The following is an 18,844-nucleotide window of genomic DNA, read 5'->3' as shown; positions in this document are numbered from 1 at the left end:
TGGCCGCTTCGTTCAGCGGCGCTTGCGCACGTACAGCACCAGCGAGTGATCCTCGAGGTGGTAGCCGTAGCGTTCGGCGATCTCGTGCTGCAGCTTCTCGATCTCGGCGCTTTCGAACTCGATGATCTTGCCGGTGTCCACGTCGACCATGTGGTCGTGGTGGCCGCCACGGTCGAGCTCGTAGACCGCGTGCCCACCCTCGAAATTGTGCTTGAGCACCAGACCCGCGGCCTCGAACTGGGTGAGCACCCGGTACACCGTCGCCAGCCCGATCTCGTCGCCCTGCTCGAGCAACTGCCGGTAGATGTCCTCGGCGGTGAGATGCTGCCGCGGCGTGCGCTGCTCCAGCAGGTCCAGGATCCGCATGCGCGGGTGGGTGACTTTCAGTCCTGCCTTGCGCAGGTCGAGCGATTCCATGAAGTGTCTCCGAGTACAGGCCGGCATTCACTGGCGGTTGAACGCCGGCTGCCTGAATCGCGGTGGCGGCGTGACGCGCAGTGTATCATCGGCCCGGTCTCCGCAGCCCCCGGCCCCTGCCCTCCGCCATGCAGAAAGTCATTCTCGTCTCGGCCCTCGTCCTGGCCACCAGCGGCTGCGCCCTGGTCTACAAGCAGCCGATCTATCAGGGCAACCTGATCGAGCAGTCCGCGGTCGAACAACTGCAGGTGGGCATGGGCAAGCCGCAGGTCGAGGCGCTGCTGGGCTCGCCCGCGATTGCCGACCCGTTCCATCACCAGCGCTGGGATTACACCGCCACCCAGCGGGTCGGCCGCAGCGGCCAGACCGAGGTGAAGAACTTCACGGTCTACTTCGAGAACGACCAGCTCGCGCGCTGGGAAGGCGACTACTTCCCCAACCGCGATCAGGAACTGGCCGAGCAGATGCGCAAGTTCGGCAACCTGCCCAAGGAGCGCGGCAAGCGCCGCTGACGGCGCGTCAGTCCGCGTCGCGCTTCGCCGCGCGGCGCCTGCGCGCTTCTTTGGGGTCGAGCTGCAACGGGCGCAACAGCTCCAGGCGGTCGCCGTCAAGCAGTTTCGCAGCGGCCTCCACGCGTACGCCGTACACCGCATAGCCGGCAATGCCGACCAGCACCGCCGGATCGGGCAACGCCGCCAACGCCATCGCGACATCGGCGCCATCGGGCAGCGCGAGCGTCCAGCTGCGGTGCGCCCGGGGCTGCGCGTCAACGACCTCGATCCGCATCGTCGCGCTCAGCCGGCCGGCTCGCGCTCGGCGACCCGGATGAAATCGTTGACCATGCGATCGGCAAGCCCGCGGAACCCGAGGGTGAGCGCCGGCAGCATCAGGCGGCTGCTGGGCTCGAACTCCAGCGACAGCGACACCTTGCACGAGCTCGGATCCAGCGCACGGAACGTCCAGCGCCCGTGCAGCGACTTGAACGGGCCGTCCCGCAACTGCATGTCGATGGTATCGGGTGGAGAGAGCGTGTTCTCGGTCGTGAACCACGTCCGCAAAGCGCCCAGGCCCAGATCCAGCCGGGCGACGATGCGGTCGCCGCCCGATTCGAGGACCTGCGCCGAATCGCACCAGGCGAACCGGCGCGGATAAGCAGGCACATCATTGACCAGCGCGAACATGCGCTCGGCCGGTTGCCCGACAAGGGCGCTACGTTCGATCTTGGGCATGACTCGCCTGGAGGACGTGCTTCGAGGACAATGGGGAAATGAGCAAGAAAAGCGGCAAGGCCAAGGATAAAGCAAACAGCACCGGCACCATCGCGCTGAACAAGCGCGCGCGCCACGAATACCACCTCGAGGACCGCTACGAGGCCGGCCTGGCGCTGCAGGGCTGGGAGCTCAAGGCCATCCGCGCCGGGCGCGCCAACATCGGCGAGAGTTACGCCGTCATCCGCCACGGTGAACTGTTCCTGTTCGGCGCCCAGATCACCCCGCTGATCCAGGCCTCCACGCACGTCGTGGCCGATGCCCACCGCACGCGCAAGCTGCTGCTGCATCGGCGTGAGATCGACGTGCTCGTCGGCCGCGTGCAGCGCGACGGCTACACCGTCGTGCCGACCGCGCTGTACTGGAAGGGCAACAAGATCAAGGCCGAGATCGCGCTCGCCAAGGGCAAGCAGAAGCACGACAAGCGCGAGACCGAGCGCGAACGCGACTGGGCCCGCGACAAGCAGCGGCTGCTGCGCCGGCACAACAAGGACGCCTGACCGCCGGATACCTCAGGGCCGCGACGGTTCCGGTTTGCGCGCCAGCGTGAAGCGGAACGTCGCGCCCTGCCCCGGCGCGCCTTCGGCCAAGATCGTGCCGCCGTGGCGTTCGACGATGCGCTTGACCGACGCCAGCCCCACCCCGTGGCCCTTGTACTCGTCCTCACGGTGCAGCCGCTGAAACGGACGGAATAGCTTGCCCGCGTAATCGGCATTGAACCCCGCGCCGTTGTCGCGCACAAAGAACGCCCCATCGGCGCCGCGGCCGAACTCGATCCTGGCCTCGGCGGTATCGGCGGTGAACTTCCAGGCGTTGCCGAGCAGGTTCTGCAGCAGATTGCGCACCAGCGCCGTGTCGCCCTCGGCGGTCAGCCCCGGTGCGACGACGATCTCGACCTGCCGCGCCGGCTCGGCATGGCGCAACTCGGCCACCACCTCCTCCGCCAGCCGACTCAGATCCAGCGGGCTGCGCTTGAACTCGCCGCGGCTGATGCGCGACATCTTCAGCAAGGCGTCGATTAACGCATCCATCCGCGCGGCCGCATTGCGCACCCGTGCCAGATAGTCCTGTCCCTGTGCGTCGATCGCATCGCCGTAGCGCTCAGCCAGTATCCGTCCGAAGCCGTCGATGCTGCGCAGCGGCGCGCGCAGGTCGTGCGAGACGATGTAGGCGAACGACTCCAGTTCGTGATTGGCCTGGGTGAGTTCGCGGGTCCGCTGCTCCACGCGCGATTCGAGCGTGCGATTGAGCGCATGCACCTGCGCCTCGGCGCGTAGGCGCTCGGTCACATCGTCGACCTGCACCAGGCGCGTGACCTCGCTGTCGGCCTCGCCCAGCACCAAGGTCGAGGCCAGATGCACTTGGCGGATGTCGCCATCGCAGCGGCGCAAGCGCCGGGTGCTGCGGTGCACCCCCTCGCGCAGGGCCTGCATTTCCTGTGTCCGTGTGACCTGATCCTGCGCGTCGACGAAGTAGTCGCTCAGCCGCGTGCCGGTCATCGCCGCCTGCTCCAGACCCGCGATCTGCGCCATCGCCGGATTGGTCTCGACGATGGCGCCGTTGCGGTCCAGCAGCACCATGCCGATGGCCGAGTAACGCATCGCATTGCGGAATCGCTGCTCGCTGCGGCGGTAGGAATCACTGAGCCGGCGCGCCAGGAACTCCGCGCGTGACTGCGTCCTGGCCAGGGTGAGCACCACCGCGAACAGCAGCAACGACGCCAGCACCCCGGTCACCAGCGTGGTCTGCAGCTCGCGCATGCCGCCTGAGGTCAGCGGCCCGATGTGCTGGAAGTCGTAACGCCAGGTGCGGCCGTAGACCGTCTGGGTCAACGAATGGAGCACCCGCCCCGAGGGATCGGCGTCGAAGTTGCGCGTCTGCAACACCGGCGCATCCCCGCCATCGGTCACATCCACGACGCGGAAGGCCGTCTGCGCGCCGGCACCGACGCCCGAACGGTCGATGAACTCCTCGGAGCGGAACGGCGCGAACACCCAGCCCATCAACGCGTTCTCGCGCGCGACCGGCGTCTCGGGAAACCGCGCCGTGCGGTAGACCGGCCCGAACATCAGCACCCCCGGCTCGCCATCGGCGACCATGGGACGCAAGGTCACCGGCGCACTCAGGCGCACCTGCCCGGTATCGCGCGCGGCCTCCATTGCCGCGCGGCGCACCGGATCACTGAGCTGGTCGTAGCCGATCGTCGCGCGCGATCCCAGTGTCTCCGGCTCGAAGTACACGATCGCGCCGTAGTGCTCGCGCGCGCCGCGCGGCGTGACCGAAAACAGACCCTCGCCCTGCGCCCGGCGCCGCAACTGCAACTCGGCCAGGCCACGCGGATCCACGTAAGCGACATAGCCCAGCCCAACCATGCCCGGCAACTGCCGGGCGATGTCCAGACCCTCGACATACCCGCGCCATTGCCGGGTGGTCGGCATGTCCGCCGCCGCGCTATGCAACGCCACCCCGCCGCGGATGCTCAGCTCGTACTGCAGCAGACGCTGACGGACCGCATCGGCCAGGCGCTCGGCCTCGGCCACGAAGCTGCCCTCGGCCAACCGCTGCTCACGCTCGCTCGCGTTGTGCGCGTACAGCGCGACCATCGACAGCGCACCGACCAGTACCAGCACTGCGAGCCCATACCCTCGGCGCAGGCGCGCCCGCAAGGACGCGGGCGTAAGGCGTTGAAAAGGCGAGGGTCCAGCCATCGCGACAGGATAACGGCCTGGCGACACGAAGACACCGCCCCCAGCGCCGCCAACCCGGAATGGACAGGAACTGGACGGCTCCGCGCAGCGCCCCAGCTGTCGGATCCGCTGAAATAGCTAGCTGCACGGCCACTTGGTCACAGACGCGCTGAGCGCGGAACCGCACCGACCGACTGGCCACAGGCTGCTAGCCTGGCGGCCCCAAGGGGCGCTGGATGTAGCCCTGGCCGCAAGAGCACCCATGCGCCGCTTCTCCATCGAAATCGATGCCATCGGCACCCAGGAGTCGGATCTGCTCGAATGCCTGACCCGCATCGACTTGCAGCAACCTCTGGATCCCGAGGCCTTGCCACTGGTCGACCGACTCGTCGACGGCGGCCTGGTCGATCGAACGCCCGATGGTGAACTGGCGCTGACCCTCGCCGGCATCGAGCGCTGCAAATCGCTGAACCTGCGGGTCTCCTCCGACAGCGCCGCGCGCGGTGTGCTCGATGCACGTGGGCGGCGCGAGCCATAGATCTGGTCTCGACCGCCCCGCCCCGCCTCGCCGCGGACACACACGCGGCACACGAAACGAAAAGGCCGGAGAGATTCTCCGGCCTTTCGTGTGGGACCAATGTTTGGTGGAGGTGGCGGGAGTCGAACCCGCGTCCGAAGGCACTCCATCCCCGGCACTACATGCTTAGCACACCGTTGGATCTCGCCCCGGAACAGCACGGTGCGCAAAGCGCATCCCGGGACCAGCCTGTCAGTTCAACCACGGCAGACAGGCGGCCGCCGCGGCTGGTTCCTGTGATGATGACCCTACATCCACGAGCACAGGCACAAGTGGGTTCGGGGCTTACGCCTTAAGCGGCGAGAGCGTAGTTGTCGTCGTTGGCAACTAAAAGTTTGCCGCTGGATTTACGAGGAAAGCTGCCCCCTCGGCATGCACCAGGTAATTTCGCGACCCCCGTCGAAGCCATGGCACCCCCGGGAAATCAGAACTTACGCTGATGCACGCAGTATAGGGGCGGCCTGATGCGATGCAAGCGGGCGACGACGGCATGCGAGCGCAGGTTCATCGGCGGAGCCGGCCCCACGCCTGGTGCCGGAGTGCAATCGTTCCAACTATGAGAAATGCCATCGGCTATAACGTCGCATCGTTCGATCGGTGCTGCTAGCATGCGCGTCCCCTTGGGGAGTAGCCGGCTTCCGCATCGCGGAAGCGCCCGCGTCAACACACTCGATCCATTGCGATCGTGGCGCGTGCGACCAGTCCAGGTTGGCGAGACCAGCGGTGTACCGGCATCACGCGGATTGGGCGTGCCGGCATGCCGTTGTCGCGCTTGCCCGATCCCGATTGATGCGCACGATGTCCCTGGGTTCCATCCTCCTGATCGGCTTCGCCATGTCGACCGACGCCTTCGCCGCGGCTGTCGGCAAGGGCGCGGCGATGCGACGGCCCCACTTTCTCCAGGCGCTGCGTGCCGGTGTGATCTTCGGCACGATCGAGGCGCTCACGCCCGTCATCGGATGGGCCCTGGGTCTAGCGGCGGCCGCCTATGTCAGCGCCTGGGATCACTGGATCGCGTTCGTCCTGCTGGGCCTACTCGGCGCGCGGATGATCCACGCGGGCCTGCGCAAAACACCCGAAGACGACGACGCGACCCCTGCCCGGCACGGCTTTTGGAATCTTGCTGCAACCGGCTTTGCCACCAGCATCGACGCGATGGCGGTGGGCGTAGGGCTGGCTTTTCTCGACGTCAACATTGTCGTGGTGGCGACCGTCATTGGTATCTGCACCCTGGTCATGGTGACCACCGGCATCATGCTCGGACGCGTGTTGGGCGCGCTCGCCGGCAAGCGTGCCGAGATCATCGGCGGATTGATCCTGATCGGCATCGGCGCGGCCATCCTCTATGAGCACCTCGGCGGCGGAGGCGGTTTGCCTACGCTGTAACCGGTGCGCCATGCGTGCGCGGTGGTAGCCGCCACGATTCCCGCGGTTCACGGCAGACACACGAGGGCTCCACGAAGCTCGACAGATCGTCAGCCGGAGCGTCCTCGATGAAAGTCCGCCGCGTCTACAGCACCGATTCCCTGCCCGCCGCACAGACCGCCATCCGTGAGGTGCGCGATGCAGGCATTGAAGACGATGCCATTTCGGTGATCGCCCGGTCAGACATCGAACTCGAAAGCGTGCCCGAGCATCAGAAAGAAGCCCCCACCGACTTCAAGCACGCCGCGATGCGTGGCGCCGGCTTGGGTGGGGCGACAGGCCTGATCGCAGGTCTGGTGGCGGTGGCGGTGCCGCCACTTGGACTGACTCTCGCCGGCGTCGCCTTGACGACACTGGGCGGTGCAGCCGTCGGCACCTGGGCGTCGTCGTTGGTTGGCGCTTCCCTGCCCGACCCGGTGCGGCGCACGTTCGAAGATGAAATCGAAGCGGGCCGCATCCTGATCGTCATCGACGGCGAAGACGATGCGTTGGCGGGTGCCGAGGCTGCGCTTCAGGCCGCAGGTGCGCGGCATCTGCCGTATGAGGATGCGTCGGCGTTGAGTTGAAGCAGGAGATTGGCGGAGAGAGTGGGATTCGAACCCACGGAAGGTTTGACCCTTCGGCGGTTTTCAAGACCGCTGCCTTAAACCACTCGGCCATCTCTCCGATGTTGCTGCGCTCCTACACTACACCGCGCTTCGCGCGGTGCCGGCGGTTTGACCATCGACCTGCGGTCGATGTTTCCTCCGGCCCCCGGCCTCCGGATCAAGACCGCTGCCTTAAACCACTCGGCCATCTCTCCGTTGTTACTGCGCTCCCACACTACACCGCGCTTCGCGCGGTGCCGGCGGTTTGACCATCGACCTGCGGTCGATGTTTCCTCCGGCCTGCGGCCTCCGGATCAAGACCGCTGCCTTAAACCACTCGGCCATCTCTCCGTTGTTACTGCGCTCCCACACTACACCGCGCTTCGCGCGGTGCCGGCGGTTTGACCATCGACTTGCGGTCGATGTTTCCTACGGCCTGCGGCCCCCGGATCAAGACCGCTGCCTTAAACCACCGGTCATCTCTCCGTTGCTACTTCGGCGCGCACATTACACCGTATGTCACCCGATACCGCACGTTGCGCGGTGCGGGTGGATCAGTGCTTGACCTGCGGTCCAGCCCCGCCTCAGGACATTGTCGCACGCGCCGCGCCTTGCGCGATGCGCGGTGCGGGCGCCGGGGCGCAATCGCGGGCTTTGCGGTCGCAATTGCGGCAATCCAGGCTTGAGGCTTCGATCAGTGGGGGCAGCTTCTCGGCCAGGAAGTCGATGAACACGCGGACCGCCGGCAGTAGGCCACGGCGCGAGGCGAATACGGCGTGGGCGATGCCCTGGGGCAGGTGCCAGTCGGGCAGCACGACTTCCAGTTCGCCATTGCGCACGGCTTCGGCGCACAGGGTCTCAGGCAGCATCGTGATGCCCAGGCCCTGCTTGGCCAGCGCCATCAGCATCGGGAAGTCGAAGCCGGCGACGCGGGGCTTGAGCTCGACGCGACGGGTGGTGCCGTCGGCGGCCTGCAGGTCCCAGCGCTGCTTCACCTCGTCCTCGCCCATGCTCATCGTGGTGTGCTGGCTGAGTTCGTCCGGGTCCTTCGGGCGGCCCATGCGATCGAGATAGCCGGGGCTGGCGACCAGCAGTTCCTGGATCTGGCCGAAGCTGCGCATGACCAGGCTGCCGTCATCGTCGAGCTTGGCGCGCACGCGCACGGCAACGTCGAAGCCCTCGTTGATGACGTCCACGCGGCGGTTGCTCACGTGCAACTGCACGCGCACCTGCGGGTAGCGGGCCAGGAACTCGGGCAGCATCTGCGGGATCGACTGCTGGGCAATGCTTACCGGCACGCTCACGCGCACCAGGCCGCGCGGCTCGGCGCTGAGCCGGTCGACGACCTCGCGCGCGGCGGTGGCCTCGGCCAGCATCGATTGCGCGTGGCGGAACACGCTCTGGCCGACGTCGGTGACGGCGAACCGGCGGGTCGAGCGCTGCAGCAGACGCACGCCCAGTTCGGTTTCCAACTGGCTGATGCGCCGGCTCAGCCGGGACTTCGGGATCCCGAGCGCCCGTTCGGCCGCAGCGAAGCCGCCATGCTCGACCACCATGGCGAAGTAATAGAGATCGTTGAGATCCTGCATGGGGAGCCGCCTTGCAATCAGGACAATAGGCGATATTGGACCACTTCTATCCTATTTCCACAACGAATTCCGCCGGGCGGCTTCCCGGCGGTTCATCGCGCCCTGTCGCGACGGCGCCCTGCCCTGATGCCCGTCAGCCCAGGCGGGTCACGCCACCCATGTACGGGTGCAGCACCTCGGGGACCTCGACCGTGCCATCGGCGTTCTGGAAGTTCTCCATGACCGCGATCAACGTGCGGCCGACCGCCAGGCCCGAACCGTTGAGGGTGTGCACGAGTTCAGGCTTGCCGGTCTCGGGATTGCGCCAGCGCGCCTGCATGCGGCGGGCCTGGAAGTCGCCGCAGTTCGAGCAGGAAGAGATCTCGCGGTAGGTCTGCTGCGAGGGCAGCCAGACCTCGAGGTCATAGGTGCGACGCGCGGCGAAGCCCATGTCGCCACTGCACAGCAGCATGCGGCGGTACGGCAGCCCGAGGCGCTCGAGCACGGTCTCGGCGCACCGGGTCATGCGTTCGAGTTCGGCGTCGCTGTCGGCCGGGCGCACCACCGAGACCATTTCCACCTTTTCGAACTGGTGCTGGCGGATCATGCCGCGGGTGTCGCGGCCATGGCTGCCGGCCTCGGAGCGGAAGCACAGCGAATGCGCGCTCATGCGCAATGGCAGCCGCTCGGCCTCGACGATCTCGTCGCGGACCAGGTTGGTCAGCGAGATCTCGGAGGTGGAGATCAGATAGCGCTTCTGTTCGCCCAACTCGGTGGCGAACATGTCTTCCTCGAACTTGGGCAGTTGGCCGGTGCCGTAGAGGCTGTCGGCGTTAACGATCACCGGCACGCTGGTCTCCTCGTAGCCGTGTTCGCCGGTATGCAGGTCGAGCATGAACTGGGCGAGCGCGCGGTGCAGGCGCGCGAGTTGGCCGCGCAGCACGGTGAAGCGGGCGCCGCTGAGCTTGGCGGCGGCTTCGGCATCGAGCCAGCCATCGCGGGCGCCGAGCTCGACGTGGTCGCGGACCGGGAACTCGAAGCTGCGCGGCGTGCCCCAGCGCGCCTGCTCGACGTTATCGGCCTCGTCGCGTCCCACCGGCACGCTGGCGTCGGGCAGGTTCGGCACGCTCAAGGTCAGCGCCTCGAGTTCGGCCTTGATGCCGTCCAGGCGCGACTCGCTGGCCTTGAGTTCGTCGCCGAAGCCGGCGACCTCGGCCAGCAACGGGGCGACGTCCTCGCCGCGCGCCTTGGCCTGGCCGATCGCCTTGCTGCGCGTGTTGCGCAGGTTCTGCAGCTCCTGGGTGCGGACCTGGATCTGCTTGCGCTCGACCTCCAGCGACTCGATGCGCGACACCGGCAGGTCGTACCCGCGGCTGTCGCGCAGGCGCGCGGCGGTGTCGGCGAGGTGTTGGCGCAGCAGGCTGGGATCGAGCATCGGGGCGTCGTCATCGAAAGCGGGAGCGGCATTATCGCCCGGATCGGCGATACGCCGAAGCGACGGCCGCGCGGCGGACGTATGACAGAATCGGGCGCCCTGCCCGCTGGAGCCCGCCGTGTCCGCACCCTCGCCCGCCTCGCGCCCCCGCCACGCGCTTCGGCAGTGGCTGCCGACCCGGCGCGCGTGGCTGATGATCGCGGCAGCCTGCGCGCTGGGCGGCCTGCTGTTCGCCGGGCTGTGGTGGCAGCAGCGCGACACGCGCACGTCGGCCGGCGACATCGCGATCGGTGGTCCGCCGGATGCATCCGATCGAACGGCCACACCGTTGCCGGCCCCGCTGCCGGCCAGTGTGGACGGGGCCAGCGGACGCTTCGGCCCCTCTGACAGCGCGCCCCAGGGGCCGCCTGCCACGATCTCGCCGCCCGTCGCCAGTGGACCGGCGCCGGCGCCGGCAGCGCCACCGCCCGAGACGACCACGCAGGCCGACGACAGCACGCCGCGGCCGCTGTCCACGCCGCAGCCGCGTTACCCCCGCGCATCGCTGCGGCGGGGCGAGACCGGCGATGTCATGTTGCGGGTGCAGGTCGGGGCCGATGGCCGGGTCGAGGGCATCGATGTGATCGCCAGCAGCGGACACGCGCGCCTGGACCGCGCCGCCGTCAGCGCGGTCCGGCGCTGGCGCTTCGAGCCGGCGATGCGCGCCGGTCAGCCGGTCCCTGGCGAGGTGCGCGTGCCGATCGCATTCTCCCCGGCAGACGATTCCTGAGCCCCGCCCGGCGCTGACAAGGTCTCCACATCGGCGGTGGGAGGCTCGGCGCATCTTCCGGCGTGGAGCTACAACGATGAGCGATCCGATGCGGCGTCCCGACGACGTGCCCCCTCCGGCCGCCCCGCCTCCGGAGCCGCCGCGCAAGGGCTCCAGCCCGCTGATCTGGATCCTGCTGCTGGTGGCGCTGGTGGCGCTGGGCTGGTACTTCCTAAGCAAGCGCGACATGCCGCAGACCGAGCCGCTGCCGCCACCACCGACGATCGGCGACGGGGTCACGCCGCCGGCCGAGCGCGAGCCCGCGCGGACGCCCGAACGGGCCTCACGCCCGTCTGCGACCACCGCGCCTGCGGATCGCCCGGCTCGCGTGGTGGACCAGCCACGTCCTGACTATCCGGCCGCGGCACTGCGCAATCGTGAAGAGGGCTCGGTCACGCTGCTCGTGCAAGTGGACGCTGCCGGCAAGCCGACCGATATCAGCGTCGAGCAGCGCAGCCGCTCGCGCGATCTCGATCGAGCCGCGATGGAGGCGGCGCGGAGCTGGACCTTCGAACCGGCGATCCGCAACGGCAAGCCAGAGGCGAGTTCGGTCCGTGTCCCCGTCGACTTCACCCTCGAAGACCAGCCGGGCGCGACCGCGCGCAACTGAGCGCATCGATACGTCGACGTCATCGCCTGCTCCCCGTCATGGGGAGCAGGCTTCAGCATCAGCACTGCGAACGCGTCTGGGGATCGTGGCGCTGCCGCGGGCCTGAAACAGCGGGCGTGGCCTTGCACGACGGCGGAACGCCGCTGAGCCCCCTCAGTCGCCCTGCAGGCCGAACCCAGCCCCGCGTGCCAGCGGCACGAACCCGGGGAACGAGGTCGCGACGTTGGCGGTATCGCAGATCACGACTTCACCGGCCGCGCGCTGGGCAGCCACCGCGAACGCCATCGCGATGCGATGGTCGCCATGACTCTCAACCTCACCATCGCCAAAGACCGCCCCTACCCCAGGGCTGCCGGGAATCGTCGCGCCATCGGGCGTTTCGTCGATCGCGATACCCAGCGTGCGCAGTCCTGTGGCCATCACTGCGATGCGGTCCGACTCCTTGACCCGCAGTTCGGCGGCGCCGGTCACGCGGGTCGGCCCGTCGGCGCAGGCGGCGGCGACGAACAGCGCCGGGAACTCGTCGATCATGTCCGGCACGTGGATTTCCGGCACCTCGATACCGCGCAGCGGTGCGTGGCGCACGCGCAGGTCGGCCACCGGCTCGCCGCCCTGCTCGCCGGCATTCGAGGCCTCAATGTCCGCGCCCATCAGCCGCAGCACGTGCAGCAGGCCGGTGCGGCGCGGGTTCATGCCGACCCGGCGCAGCAGCAGATCGGAGCCGGGCACGATCGACGCGGCGACCAGGAAGAACGCCGCCGACGAGAAGTCGGCCGGCACGTGCACGTCAGTCGCGCGCAGGCGATGGCCGCCCGACAGCCGTGCGAGCCCCGGCGAGAAGTCGATCGGCCAGCCGAACGCGGCGAGCATGCGCTCGGTGTAGTCGCGGGTGGGCCGCGGCTCATGGATGACGGTCTCGCCGTCGGCATACAGGCCGGCGAGCAACAGCGCCGATTTGACCTGGGCGCTGGCCAGCGCGTTCTCGTACTCGATGCCGGCCAGGCGCTGCCGGCCATGCACGCGCAGCGGCGGCAGCCCACCTTCGCCGGTGTCGATGCGGGCGCCCATGCGCGCCAAGGGCTCGGTGACGCGCCGCATCGGCCGCTTGGACAGCGACGCATCGCCGACCAGTTCGCTGTCGAACGCCTGGCCGGCGAGCAAGCCGGCCAGCAGGCGCATGCCGGTGCCGGCGTTGCCACAGTCGAGCGGGCCGTCGGCGGCGCGCAGACCATCGATGCCGACGCCGCGGACGACGCGCTCGCCGGTTGCGGGTGTCTCGATGGACACGCCCATACGGCGGAAGATCGCCTCGGTGGCGCGGGCATCCTCGCCCTCGAGAAAGCCGGCGATGCGCGAGGTACCGTCGGCCAGCGAGGCGAGCATGATCGCCCGGTGCGAGACCGACTTGTCGCCCGGCACGTCGAGTTCGCCGCGCAGCGGCGCGCCGGCAGTGGCGATCCAGCGTGCGGCGCTCATGGCACGGCCACCGGGTAGGAGCCCAGCACACGGACATCGCCGGCGAAGGCGTCGATCTCGTCGAGCGCGTCCTTGAGCGGGGACTCGTCGACATGGCCGGCGACGTCGATGAAGAAGGCGTACTGCCACAGCGCGCCATGCGCGGGCCGCGATTCGATCCGGTTCATGCTGATGCCGCGCCGCGCCAGCGGCTCGAGGATGCGGTAGAGCGCGCCGGGCTGGTCGCGGATGAACACCATCAGCGAGGTGCGGTCGTTGCCCGACGGCGGGAAGGCGCCGCGGCCGATGACCAGAAAGCGCGTGGTGTTGTCGCTGCGGTCCTCGATGGGCCCCGCGATGACTTTCATGCCGTAGACGTGCGCGGCGTTCTCACCGGCAATGGCCGCGGCATCGTCGGATTTCCGCGCCCGGCGCACGCCCTCGGCGTTGCTGACCACCGCGTGCTTCTCGGCCTGGGGCAGGTTCTGGCGCAGCCAGCCCTTGCACTGCGCCAGCGACAAGCCGTGCGAATACACCCGCTCGATCTCGTCGAGCCGGCCGGTGCGCGAGAGCAGGTACTGATGCACGCGCAGCTCGACCTCGCCGCAGATGCGCAGGGGCGAGGTCAGAAACAGGTCGAGCGTGGACTGGATCGTGCCCTGCCCGGAGTTTTCGACCGGCACCACGCCGAAATCGGCATGGCCGGCGGCGACTTCGTCGAACACCTCCTCGATGCTCGCCAGCGGCAGACCCATCGCCGAGTGACCGAACTGTTTGTGCACCGCCTGCTGAGAGAACGTACCTTCCGGGCCCAGGTAGCCGATCTTCAGCGGCTCCTGCTGGGCCAGGCAGGCCGACATGATCTCGCGGAACAGGCGCACCAGTTCGGTATCCGACAGCGGACCGTCGTTGCGGTCGACCACGCGGCGCAGCACCTGAGCTTCGCGCTCGGGCCGGTAGTAGTCGACAGCGGCGGCGAGCTTTCCCTTGGCCTTGCCGACCTGGCGCGCGAACTGCGCACGTTCGGCGATCAGGGTCTGGATCTGGTGGTCGATGCCGTCGATCTGTGCGCGCACCGCGGCCAGATCGGGCGGTGGTGCGGGCTTGTCGGCGGTTTTTTTCTTCGGCTTGGCGGCCATCAATGGTCTCTCAGAATCGATGCTGGGTTACGGTCGCACAACGCTGGCGCCGACACACCGACGCCGTCCCTGATGCCGCAATGACGCACGCTTGGGCCTCTGCCCGACCCTCCATCGCCGGGCGTTTCGCGGTCACCGTCGATGCCAGGCGGCATCGGCATGGCGGACCGCTCATCCCCGCCGCTGCTGGAAATCCTGCATGTAGGCGACGAGCGCGCGGACGCCCTCGACCGGCATCGCGTTGTAGATCGACGCGCGCATGCCGCCGAGCACCCGGTGGCCCTTGAGGCCGATCAGCCCCGCCTCGCGTGCGCCGGCCAGGAAGTCGGCGTCGAGCGCGGGGTCGGTAAGGAAGAACGGCACGTTCATGCGCGAGCGCACCTCGTGTGCGACATCGTTGCGGTAGAAGCCGCCCGAGCCATCGATGGCGGCATACAGCAGCCCGGCCTTCTCGTCGCTGCGGCGGTCGAACTCGGAGGTGCCGCCCTGGTCGAGCATCCAGCGGAACACCAGCCCGGCCAGGTACCAGTTCCAGGTCGGCGGGGTGTTGAGCATCGAGTCGTTGGCCAGATGCGAGGCATAGTTGAAGATGTCGGCGCGCGGCTGGCCCGCGCGCTCGAGCAGGTCGCGCCGCACGACCACGACCGAAAGCCCCACCGGGCCCAGGTTTTTCTGCGCGCCGGCGTAGATCAGTCCGTAGCGGCTGATGTCGATCGGCTCGGACGCGATGCTGGAGCTGAAGTCGGCGAACAACGGGACATCGCCGGTGTCGGGGGCGGGTGCCCCCCAGGCTGGCCGGAACTCAACGCCGTGGATGGTCTCGTTGGCGGTGATGTGCACGTAGGCCGCGCCCGGGGTCAGGCGCCAGGTTTCGCGCGCCGGGATCGTGCGGAAGCCATCGGCCTCGCCGCTGGCAGCAACGTTGACCGCGACCGCCGGGGTGAGCTGACGCAGCGCCGTGCGGCCCCAATGGCCGCTGACGACATAGTCGACGGTGTCACCGGGCGCCGCGAAGTTCAGCGCAATCAGCGCCTGCTGGGTGGTCGCCCCGCCCTGCAGGAACAGCACCGCGTACTCGTCGGGCACCGCGAGCAGCGTGCGCAGATCGGCCTCGGCGCGCGTGGCCACGGCCATGAACTCCGGCCCGCGGTGGCTCATCTCGACGATCGAGGCACCGGCGTCGCCCCACTCCAGCATGTCGGCCTGGGCCTGTTTCAGCACGCTTTCAGGCAATGCCGCAGGTCCAGGGGCAAAGTTGTAGGCTCGCGCCATCGCTCGACTCCGCTCGTTCGCAGGCCGGCAAGTATGCCGCAGTGCAGCAGCCTTGACGCGCGGCCAATGGTTGCGATGGCAACGTATTCCGCGTTGCCCCATCTACGGCGCGCACGCGCCAGGAGCCAGCGATGTCCTTGCGCGACGCCTTGCGGATCCCCGAGTCCGACATCACCGATGAGGCGGTCTATCGCGACCGCCGTCGCCTGCTCGCCCTGCTGGCCGCGACCCCGGCGCTCAGCCTGGCCGGCTGCGCGGATGCCGAGCCCCCGCCGCCCAGCACGGCCCCGGTCACCCCGGCACAAGCGCGCAGCGGCTTTCGCACCGACGAGCCGCTGACCCGCTACGAGGACATCACCTCGTACAACAACTTCTACGAGTTCGGCACCGGCAAGGCCGACCCCTCGCGCGCGGCCAAGACCCTGCGCACCACGCCCTGGAGCGTGGAGGTGGCCGGCGAATGCGCCAAGCCCGGGCGCATTGCACTCGAAGACCTGCTGCGCGGCATCGCCAGCGAGGAGCGCATCTATCGCCTGCGCTGCGTGGAAGGCTGGTCGATGGTGATCCCGTGGACCGGCGTGCCGCTGGCGGCGGTGCTGCGCCGATTCGAGCCTACGGCCAAGGCCAAGTACGTGGCCTTCACCACGCTGGCCGACCGCGAGCAGATGCCGGGCCTGCGCTTCCGCTCGATCCGCTGGCCATATCGCGAGGGCCTGCGCATCGACGAGGCCATGCACCCGCTCGCGTTCCTGGCCACCGGTCTATACGGCAAGGCCTTGCCGCAGCAGAACGGGGCGCCGCTGCGGCTGGTGGTGCCGTGGAAGTACGGCTTCAAGAGCATCAAGTCGATCGTGCAGATCCGCTTCGTCGAACGCATGCCCAGCACGGCGTGGAACGACCTGCAGCCCTCGGAATATGGGTTCTTCAGCAACGTCAATCCTGCGGTCGACCACCCGCGCTGGAGCCAGAAGACCGAGCGCCGGATCGCCGGCAGCAACCGGCTGCTCGCCAACCGGATCGACACCCGTCCGTTCAACGGCTATGCCGACCAGGTCGCCTCGCTCTACGCCGGCATGGATCTGCGCAAGTGGTATTGAGCCAGGCACGTGCGCCCAGGCGCCGCGCAACGCCGACCGGCACTGTGGTCAGCAAGGCATTGGTGCACGCATTGGCCCTCGCGCCGCTGGCCTGGCTCGGCTGGCGCGTGTGGGGCGTGCTTGGCGGTGGCAACATCGATGCGCTCGGCGCTGAGCCGGTGGTGGCGATCGAGCACGAACTGGGCATCGGCGCCCTGCGCCTGTTGTTGATCACGCTGGCGATCACGCCATTGCGTCAGCTCAGTGGATGGACCGCGCCGCTGCGTTTTCGGCGGATGCTCGGGCTGTACGCCTTTGCCTACGCCAGCCTGCATTTCGCGGCCTGGCTGGCGCTGGACCTGGTGGGCGACGTGTCGCAGGTCGCCACGGAGATCGCGCGCCGGCCCTACATCACCGTGGGCTTTCTGGCCTGGCTGCTGCTGGTGCCGTTGGCCGTGACCTCAACGCTCGGCTGGATGCGCCGGCTGGGTCGCAACTGGGGCCGCCTGCACCGCCTGGTCTACGCGATCGCCGCGCTGGCGGTGCTGCACTTCTGGTGGATCGTGAAATCCGACTGGCGCGAGCCCGCGCTCTATGCCGGGCTGCTGGCGCTGCTGCTGGGCTGGCGGGTGTGGAAGGCGCTGGCGCGACGACGCGCTGCGGTGCGCTGACGGTCATCCGCAGCCGAAGGCGTCAGCGGCCCGACAGCAAGGCGGCACGGCGGCGCGCATGCTCGTCCGCATCGATCGCGCCCTCGCGTTGCAGGCGGTCGAGCGCGGCCACCTGCGCCACCAGCCCCTCATCCAGGCGGGGTGGCGGTTCGCGCTGGCTGCGCACGATCGCCCAGACGACGAGTCCGACCACGCCGGCAAAGATCGCAACCAGGACCAACAGGATGATCAGGTGCCAGATGCTGAGGGTGCCCATCGGATCGCGCCTCCAAAAAACTGCGTATCGGCTCAGCTGGCGCCGAACAGGAACAACGCGCCCAGCGCCGCGGCCAGCAGCACCGCCGCGAGCAACAGCCAGGGCAACCGCAGCCGCCCGGTCGCCGGAACATCGAATGGATCGGGCCCATCGTCGAATTCGTCCGCAGGGCCATGGCCGAACGTGATCATGCCGCCGCGAGACGGCGCTTCGACGACGAAGCGATGGTGGGCGTCGAACACGATCTGGTCGCCGGGCTGCAACAGCGCGTCGCGCACCGTCTGGCCATTGACCACGCTGCCTTCCGCCGAGCCCAGGTCGATCAGCCGCACCCGATCGCCCACCCGCTCCAGGCGCGCATGGCGATCGGCGAAGCCGGGGTCGTCGATGCGGATGTCGGCATCGGACTGACGACCGATCAGTCGCGCGCGGTCGAGCGTGAAGCAGCGCCCGTGGTAGCGACCGCCCAGGCCCCGCAGCACCATGCGCGGATCGGGATCGGCCGCATCGCCCTGCGGCACGTCCTCCGCGGACGGGGGCGCGGGCGGCTGCTGGGGAAGCAGGCGCAGCTCGTGCCCAGCGACGAAGATCGCATCGCCGGTGCGCAGCATCGCCACACGCTGGATGCGTCGCCCGTTGACGTGGACGCCGCCGGCGGCCTCGCCGACCGTCAGCCAGACGCCGCGGCGGTCGACACACACGCGCACGCAGGCGGCCTCGGTCGCCACGGGAGCAAGCCCGGCGCCGTCGGCGCGCAGGCCCAGCCCGAGCTCGCCCGCTTCGAGGGGCAGATCATCGGTCGAGGACCCGGGAAAACGCAGCTTGAGCGCAGTCATGCGGCGGAAATCTAGCACGAGCCGCGCCGCGCGCCGCATCCGTCACTTGGTCGATGCGCCGCGGCGCCGCAGAATGAGCGCCCAATGCAGACAAAGCGACCGACATGTCCGGTATCGACATCACCCACCCCCACTCCCTGCCGCAGGCCGAGGCACGCAGCGCCGTCGAAGACGTCGCGCGCCTGCTGGCCGAGCGTTTCGACATGAAGTCCACGTGGAACGGCGACACGCTCAACTTCAACCGCTCCGGCGTCGACGGCGCGATCGCCCTGCTGCCCGACAGCCTGCACGTGACCGCCAAGCTGGGCTTCCTGCTCTCGGCGATGCGCGGCCCGATCGAAGCCGAGATCCGCCGCGTGCTCTCGGAGCGATTCTGAGCGCATTGGCGGTGCCTTCGACACGCCTGCACGCATGGCTTGTCGGCGCGTCGATTCGACCGTAGAATGCGCGTCCCGATCGCACCGGCAGCCTTGGGGCCCCGGCGATACGGACAGCGGAACGGCCACGTTCCCCAGTCCTGGCGACAGCGTTTCGGGCGGTTAGCTCAGCGGTAGAGCATTGCCTTCACACGGCAAGGGTCGCAGGTTCGAACCCTGCACCGCCCACCAACAGCATCGGACAAGCCGGCCCAGTGCCGGCTTTTTCGTATCCGGCGCACGCGTTGCATCGCCTGTCGATGCCCAGCGCGTCGAGCACGTCGAATTGATGATCGGCAACCGCGACCAGTGCCGTGCCTCGCGTGCGCCGCGGCTTAGCG

21 protein-coding genes, 2 tRNA genes and 1 other RNA gene are annotated in these 18,844 nt (G+C 68.7%); 11 read left to right on the top strand and 13 right to left on the bottom strand.

Annotated elements, in window-relative coordinates:
* Positions 1-12: 12 nt before the first annotated feature.
* The gene (gene fur / locus WAF18_RS15000) at positions 13-417 is read right to left on the bottom strand and encodes a ferric iron uptake transcriptional regulator (RefSeq protein WP_047135112.1); all 405 of its coding nucleotides are present in this window, start codon (positions 415-417) and stop codon (positions 13-15) included.
* A 128-nt stretch (positions 418-545) separates the two neighbouring features.
* Here fur and bamE point away from each other — a divergent pair, with 128 nt between their 5' ends.
* Positions 546-929, top strand: coding sequence for an outer membrane protein assembly factor BamE (gene bamE, locus WAF18_RS14995; protein ID WP_183426828.1), 384 nt, complete (start codon positions 546-548; stop codon positions 927-929).
* A gap of 7 nt (positions 930-936) precedes the next feature.
* On the opposite strand, the gene WAF18_RS14990 is transcribed toward bamE, so the two are convergent.
* Positions 937-1,215 carry an RnfH family protein gene (locus WAF18_RS14990; protein WP_337245847.1) on the bottom strand — a complete coding sequence of 93 codons (279 nt, stop codon included), beginning with the start codon at positions 1,213-1,215 and terminating at the stop codon, positions 937-939.
* A complete protein-coding gene (locus WAF18_RS14985; RefSeq protein ID WP_337245814.1) occupies positions 1,212-1,646 on the bottom strand; it encodes an SRPBCC family protein in 435 nt (144 codons plus the stop codon). The genes WAF18_RS14990 and WAF18_RS14985 overlap by 4 nt, the downstream gene beginning before the upstream one ends.
* Positions 1,647-1,684: 38 nt before the next feature.
* Between WAF18_RS14985 and smpB the strand changes: the two genes are divergently transcribed.
* A complete protein-coding gene (gene smpB, locus WAF18_RS14980; protein WP_047135116.1) occupies positions 1,685-2,185 on the top strand; it encodes an SsrA-binding protein SmpB in 501 nt (166 codons plus the stop codon).
* A 12-nt stretch (positions 2,186-2,197) separates the two neighbouring features.
* Here smpB and WAF18_RS14975 read toward each other — a convergent pair whose 3' ends face one another.
* Positions 2,198-4,351 carry a CHASE domain-containing protein gene (locus WAF18_RS14975; RefSeq protein ID WP_337245813.1) on the bottom strand — a complete coding sequence of 718 codons (2,154 nt, stop codon included), beginning with the start codon at positions 4,349-4,351 and terminating at the stop codon, positions 2,198-2,200.
* A 283-nt stretch (positions 4,352-4,634) separates the two neighbouring features.
* Between WAF18_RS14975 and WAF18_RS14970 the strand changes: the two genes are divergently transcribed.
* On the top strand, positions 4,635-4,910 hold the full coding sequence (locus WAF18_RS14970) for a hypothetical protein (RefSeq protein ID WP_337245812.1): 276 nt from the start codon (positions 4,635-4,637) through the stop codon (positions 4,908-4,910).
* A gap of 104 nt (positions 4,911-5,014) precedes the next feature.
* On the opposite strand, the gene ssrA is transcribed toward WAF18_RS14970, so the two are convergent.
* Positions 5,015-5,367, bottom strand: a transfer-messenger RNA (tmRNA) gene (gene ssrA / locus WAF18_RS14965).
* Positions 5,368-5,747: 380 nt separating this feature from the next.
* On the opposite strand from ssrA, the gene mntP reads away from it, so the two are divergent.
* Entirely contained in the window at positions 5,748-6,335 is a 588-nt protein-coding gene (mntP, locus tag WAF18_RS14960) for a manganese efflux pump MntP (protein WP_337245811.1), read from the top strand.
* A 107-nt stretch (positions 6,336-6,442) separates the two neighbouring features.
* On the top strand, positions 6,443-6,940 hold the full coding sequence (locus WAF18_RS14955; protein WP_337245810.1) for a hypothetical protein: 498 nt from the start codon (positions 6,443-6,445) through the stop codon (positions 6,938-6,940).
* A gap of 10 nt (positions 6,941-6,950) precedes the next feature.
* On the opposite strand, the gene WAF18_RS14950 is transcribed toward WAF18_RS14955, so the two are convergent.
* The 3 genes from WAF18_RS14950 to serS all read right to left on the bottom strand — a co-directional run bounded on the left by WAF18_RS14950 (position 6,951) and on the right by serS (position 9,964).
* Positions 6,951-7,040: transfer RNA gene (locus WAF18_RS14950), tRNA-Ser, on the bottom strand.
* A 505-nt stretch (positions 7,041-7,545) separates the two neighbouring features.
* Positions 7,546-8,550, bottom strand: a complete 1,005-nt coding sequence (locus WAF18_RS14945; RefSeq protein ID WP_337245809.1) for a LysR family transcriptional regulator — start codon at positions 8,548-8,550, stop codon at positions 7,546-7,548.
* A 133-nt stretch (positions 8,551-8,683) separates the two neighbouring features.
* On the bottom strand, positions 8,684-9,964 hold the full coding sequence (gene serS, locus WAF18_RS14940; RefSeq protein ID WP_337245808.1) for a serine--tRNA ligase: 1,281 nt from the start codon (positions 9,962-9,964) through the stop codon (positions 8,684-8,686).
* A 118-nt stretch (positions 9,965-10,082) separates the two neighbouring features.
* On the opposite strand from serS, the gene WAF18_RS14935 reads away from it, so the two are divergent.
* Both WAF18_RS14935 and WAF18_RS14930 read left to right on the top strand, forming a co-directional pair.
* On the top strand, positions 10,083-10,733 hold the full coding sequence (locus tag WAF18_RS14935) for an energy transducer TonB (RefSeq protein WP_337245807.1): 651 nt from the start codon (positions 10,083-10,085) through the stop codon (positions 10,731-10,733).
* Between the two features lie 76 nt (positions 10,734-10,809).
* Positions 10,810-11,382 (top strand): energy transducer TonB, encoded by a 573-nt coding sequence (locus WAF18_RS14930; protein ID WP_337245806.1) that lies wholly within the window; start codon positions 10,810-10,812, stop codon positions 11,380-11,382.
* A 153-nt stretch (positions 11,383-11,535) separates the two neighbouring features.
* On the opposite strand, the gene aroA is transcribed toward WAF18_RS14930, so the two are convergent.
* The 3 genes from aroA to serC all read right to left on the bottom strand — a co-directional run bounded on the left by aroA (position 11,536) and on the right by serC (position 15,248).
* A complete protein-coding gene (gene aroA / locus WAF18_RS14925) occupies positions 11,536-12,858 on the bottom strand; it encodes a 3-phosphoshikimate 1-carboxyvinyltransferase (RefSeq protein WP_337245805.1) in 1,323 nt (440 codons plus the stop codon).
* Positions 12,855-13,976 carry a prephenate dehydratase gene (pheA, locus tag WAF18_RS14920; RefSeq protein ID WP_337245804.1) on the bottom strand — a complete coding sequence of 374 codons (1,122 nt, stop codon included), beginning with the start codon at positions 13,974-13,976 and terminating at the stop codon, positions 12,855-12,857. Before pheA ends, aroA begins: the two co-directional genes overlap by 4 nt.
* A 171-nt stretch (positions 13,977-14,147) precedes the next feature.
* Entirely contained in the window at positions 14,148-15,248 is a 1,101-nt protein-coding gene (gene serC, locus WAF18_RS14915; RefSeq protein ID WP_337245803.1) for a phosphoserine transaminase, read from the bottom strand.
* Positions 15,249-15,379: 131 nt separating this feature from the next.
* Between serC and msrP the strand changes: the two genes are divergently transcribed.
* Positions 15,380-16,345 (top strand): protein-methionine-sulfoxide reductase catalytic subunit MsrP, encoded by a 966-nt coding sequence (msrP, locus tag WAF18_RS14910; RefSeq protein ID WP_337245802.1) that lies wholly within the window; start codon positions 15,380-15,382, stop codon positions 16,343-16,345.
* Between the two features lie 44 nt (positions 16,346-16,389).
* A complete protein-coding gene (locus tag WAF18_RS14905) occupies positions 16,390-16,995 on the top strand; it encodes a protein-methionine-sulfoxide reductase heme-binding subunit MsrQ (RefSeq protein WP_337245846.1) in 606 nt (201 codons plus the stop codon).
* A gap of 22 nt (positions 16,996-17,017) precedes the next feature.
* Here WAF18_RS14905 and WAF18_RS14900 read toward each other — a convergent pair whose 3' ends face one another.
* Entirely contained in the window at positions 17,018-17,251 is a 234-nt protein-coding gene (locus WAF18_RS14900; RefSeq protein WP_337245801.1) for a hypothetical protein, read from the bottom strand.
* A gap of 32 nt (positions 17,252-17,283) precedes the next feature.
* Entirely contained in the window at positions 17,284-18,087 is an 804-nt protein-coding gene (locus tag WAF18_RS14895) for an FHA domain-containing protein (RefSeq protein WP_337245800.1), read from the bottom strand.
* Positions 18,088-18,191: 104 nt separating this feature from the next.
* Between WAF18_RS14895 and WAF18_RS14890 the strand changes: the two genes are divergently transcribed.
* Both WAF18_RS14890 and WAF18_RS14885 read left to right on the top strand, forming a co-directional pair.
* Complete coding sequence (locus WAF18_RS14890) at positions 18,192-18,464, top strand: polyhydroxyalkanoic acid system family protein (RefSeq protein ID WP_337245799.1); 273 nt, start codon at positions 18,192-18,194, stop codon at positions 18,462-18,464.
* Between the two features lie 156 nt (positions 18,465-18,620).
* A tRNA-Val gene (locus tag WAF18_RS14885) sits at positions 18,621-18,695 on the top strand.
* Positions 18,696-18,844 lie beyond the last annotated feature (149 nt).

It is taken from the genome of Luteimonas sp. gir (assembly GCF_037198055.1).
Lineage (GTDB): Bacteria > Pseudomonadota > Gammaproteobacteria > Xanthomonadales > Xanthomonadaceae > Luteimonas > Luteimonas citri_A.
The sequence above is the reverse complement of the archived record's forward strand: the minus strand, read 5'-3'. Positions and strand labels throughout refer to the sequence as shown.

Coding starts and splice junctions, on each gene's coding strand:
- fur (WP_047135112.1), bottom strand. CDS start 417: ATGGAATCGCTCGACCTGCGCAAGGCAGGACTGAAAGTCACCCACCCG.
- WAF18_RS14970 (WP_337245812.1), top strand. CDS start 4,635: ATGCGCCGCTTCTCCATCGAAATCGATGCCATCGGCACCCAGGAGTCG.
- WAF18_RS14890 (WP_337245799.1), top strand. CDS start 18,192: ATGTCCGGTATCGACATCACCCACCCCCACTCCCTGCCGCAGGCCGAG.
- serC (WP_337245803.1), bottom strand. CDS start 15,248: ATGGCGCGAGCCTACAACTTTGCCCCTGGACCTGCGGCATTGCCTGAA.
- WAF18_RS14900 (WP_337245801.1), bottom strand. CDS start 17,251: ATGGGCACCCTCAGCATCTGGCACCTGATCATCCTGTTGGTCCTGGTT.
- WAF18_RS14895 (WP_337245800.1), bottom strand. CDS start 18,087: ATGACTGCGCTCAAGCTGCGTTTTCCCGGGTCCTCGACCGATGATCTG.
- serS (WP_337245808.1), bottom strand. CDS start 9,964: ATGCTCGATCCCAGCCTGCTGCGCCAACACCTCGCCGACACCGCCGCG.
- WAF18_RS14945 (WP_337245809.1), bottom strand. CDS start 8,550: ATGCAGGATCTCAACGATCTCTATTACTTCGCCATGGTGGTCGAGCAT.
- aroA (WP_337245805.1), bottom strand. CDS start 12,858: ATGAGCGCCGCACGCTGGATCGCCACTGCCGGCGCGCCGCTGCGCGGC.
- pheA (WP_337245804.1), bottom strand. CDS start 13,976: ATGGCCGCCAAGCCGAAGAAAAAAACCGCCGACAAGCCCGCACCACCG.
- WAF18_RS14955 (WP_337245810.1), top strand. CDS start 6,443: ATGAAAGTCCGCCGCGTCTACAGCACCGATTCCCTGCCCGCCGCACAG.
- WAF18_RS14930 (WP_337245806.1), top strand. CDS start 10,810: ATGAGCGATCCGATGCGGCGTCCCGACGACGTGCCCCCTCCGGCCGCC.
- msrP (WP_337245802.1), top strand. CDS start 15,380: ATGTCCTTGCGCGACGCCTTGCGGATCCCCGAGTCCGACATCACCGAT.
- bamE (WP_183426828.1), top strand. CDS start 546: ATGCAGAAAGTCATTCTCGTCTCGGCCCTCGTCCTGGCCACCAGCGGC.
- WAF18_RS14985 (WP_337245814.1), bottom strand. CDS start 1,646: ATGCCCAAGATCGAACGTAGCGCCCTTGTCGGGCAACCGGCCGAGCGC.
- mntP (WP_337245811.1), top strand. CDS start 5,748: ATGTCCCTGGGTTCCATCCTCCTGATCGGCTTCGCCATGTCGACCGAC.
- smpB (WP_047135116.1), top strand. CDS start 1,685: ATGAGCAAGAAAAGCGGCAAGGCCAAGGATAAAGCAAACAGCACCGGC.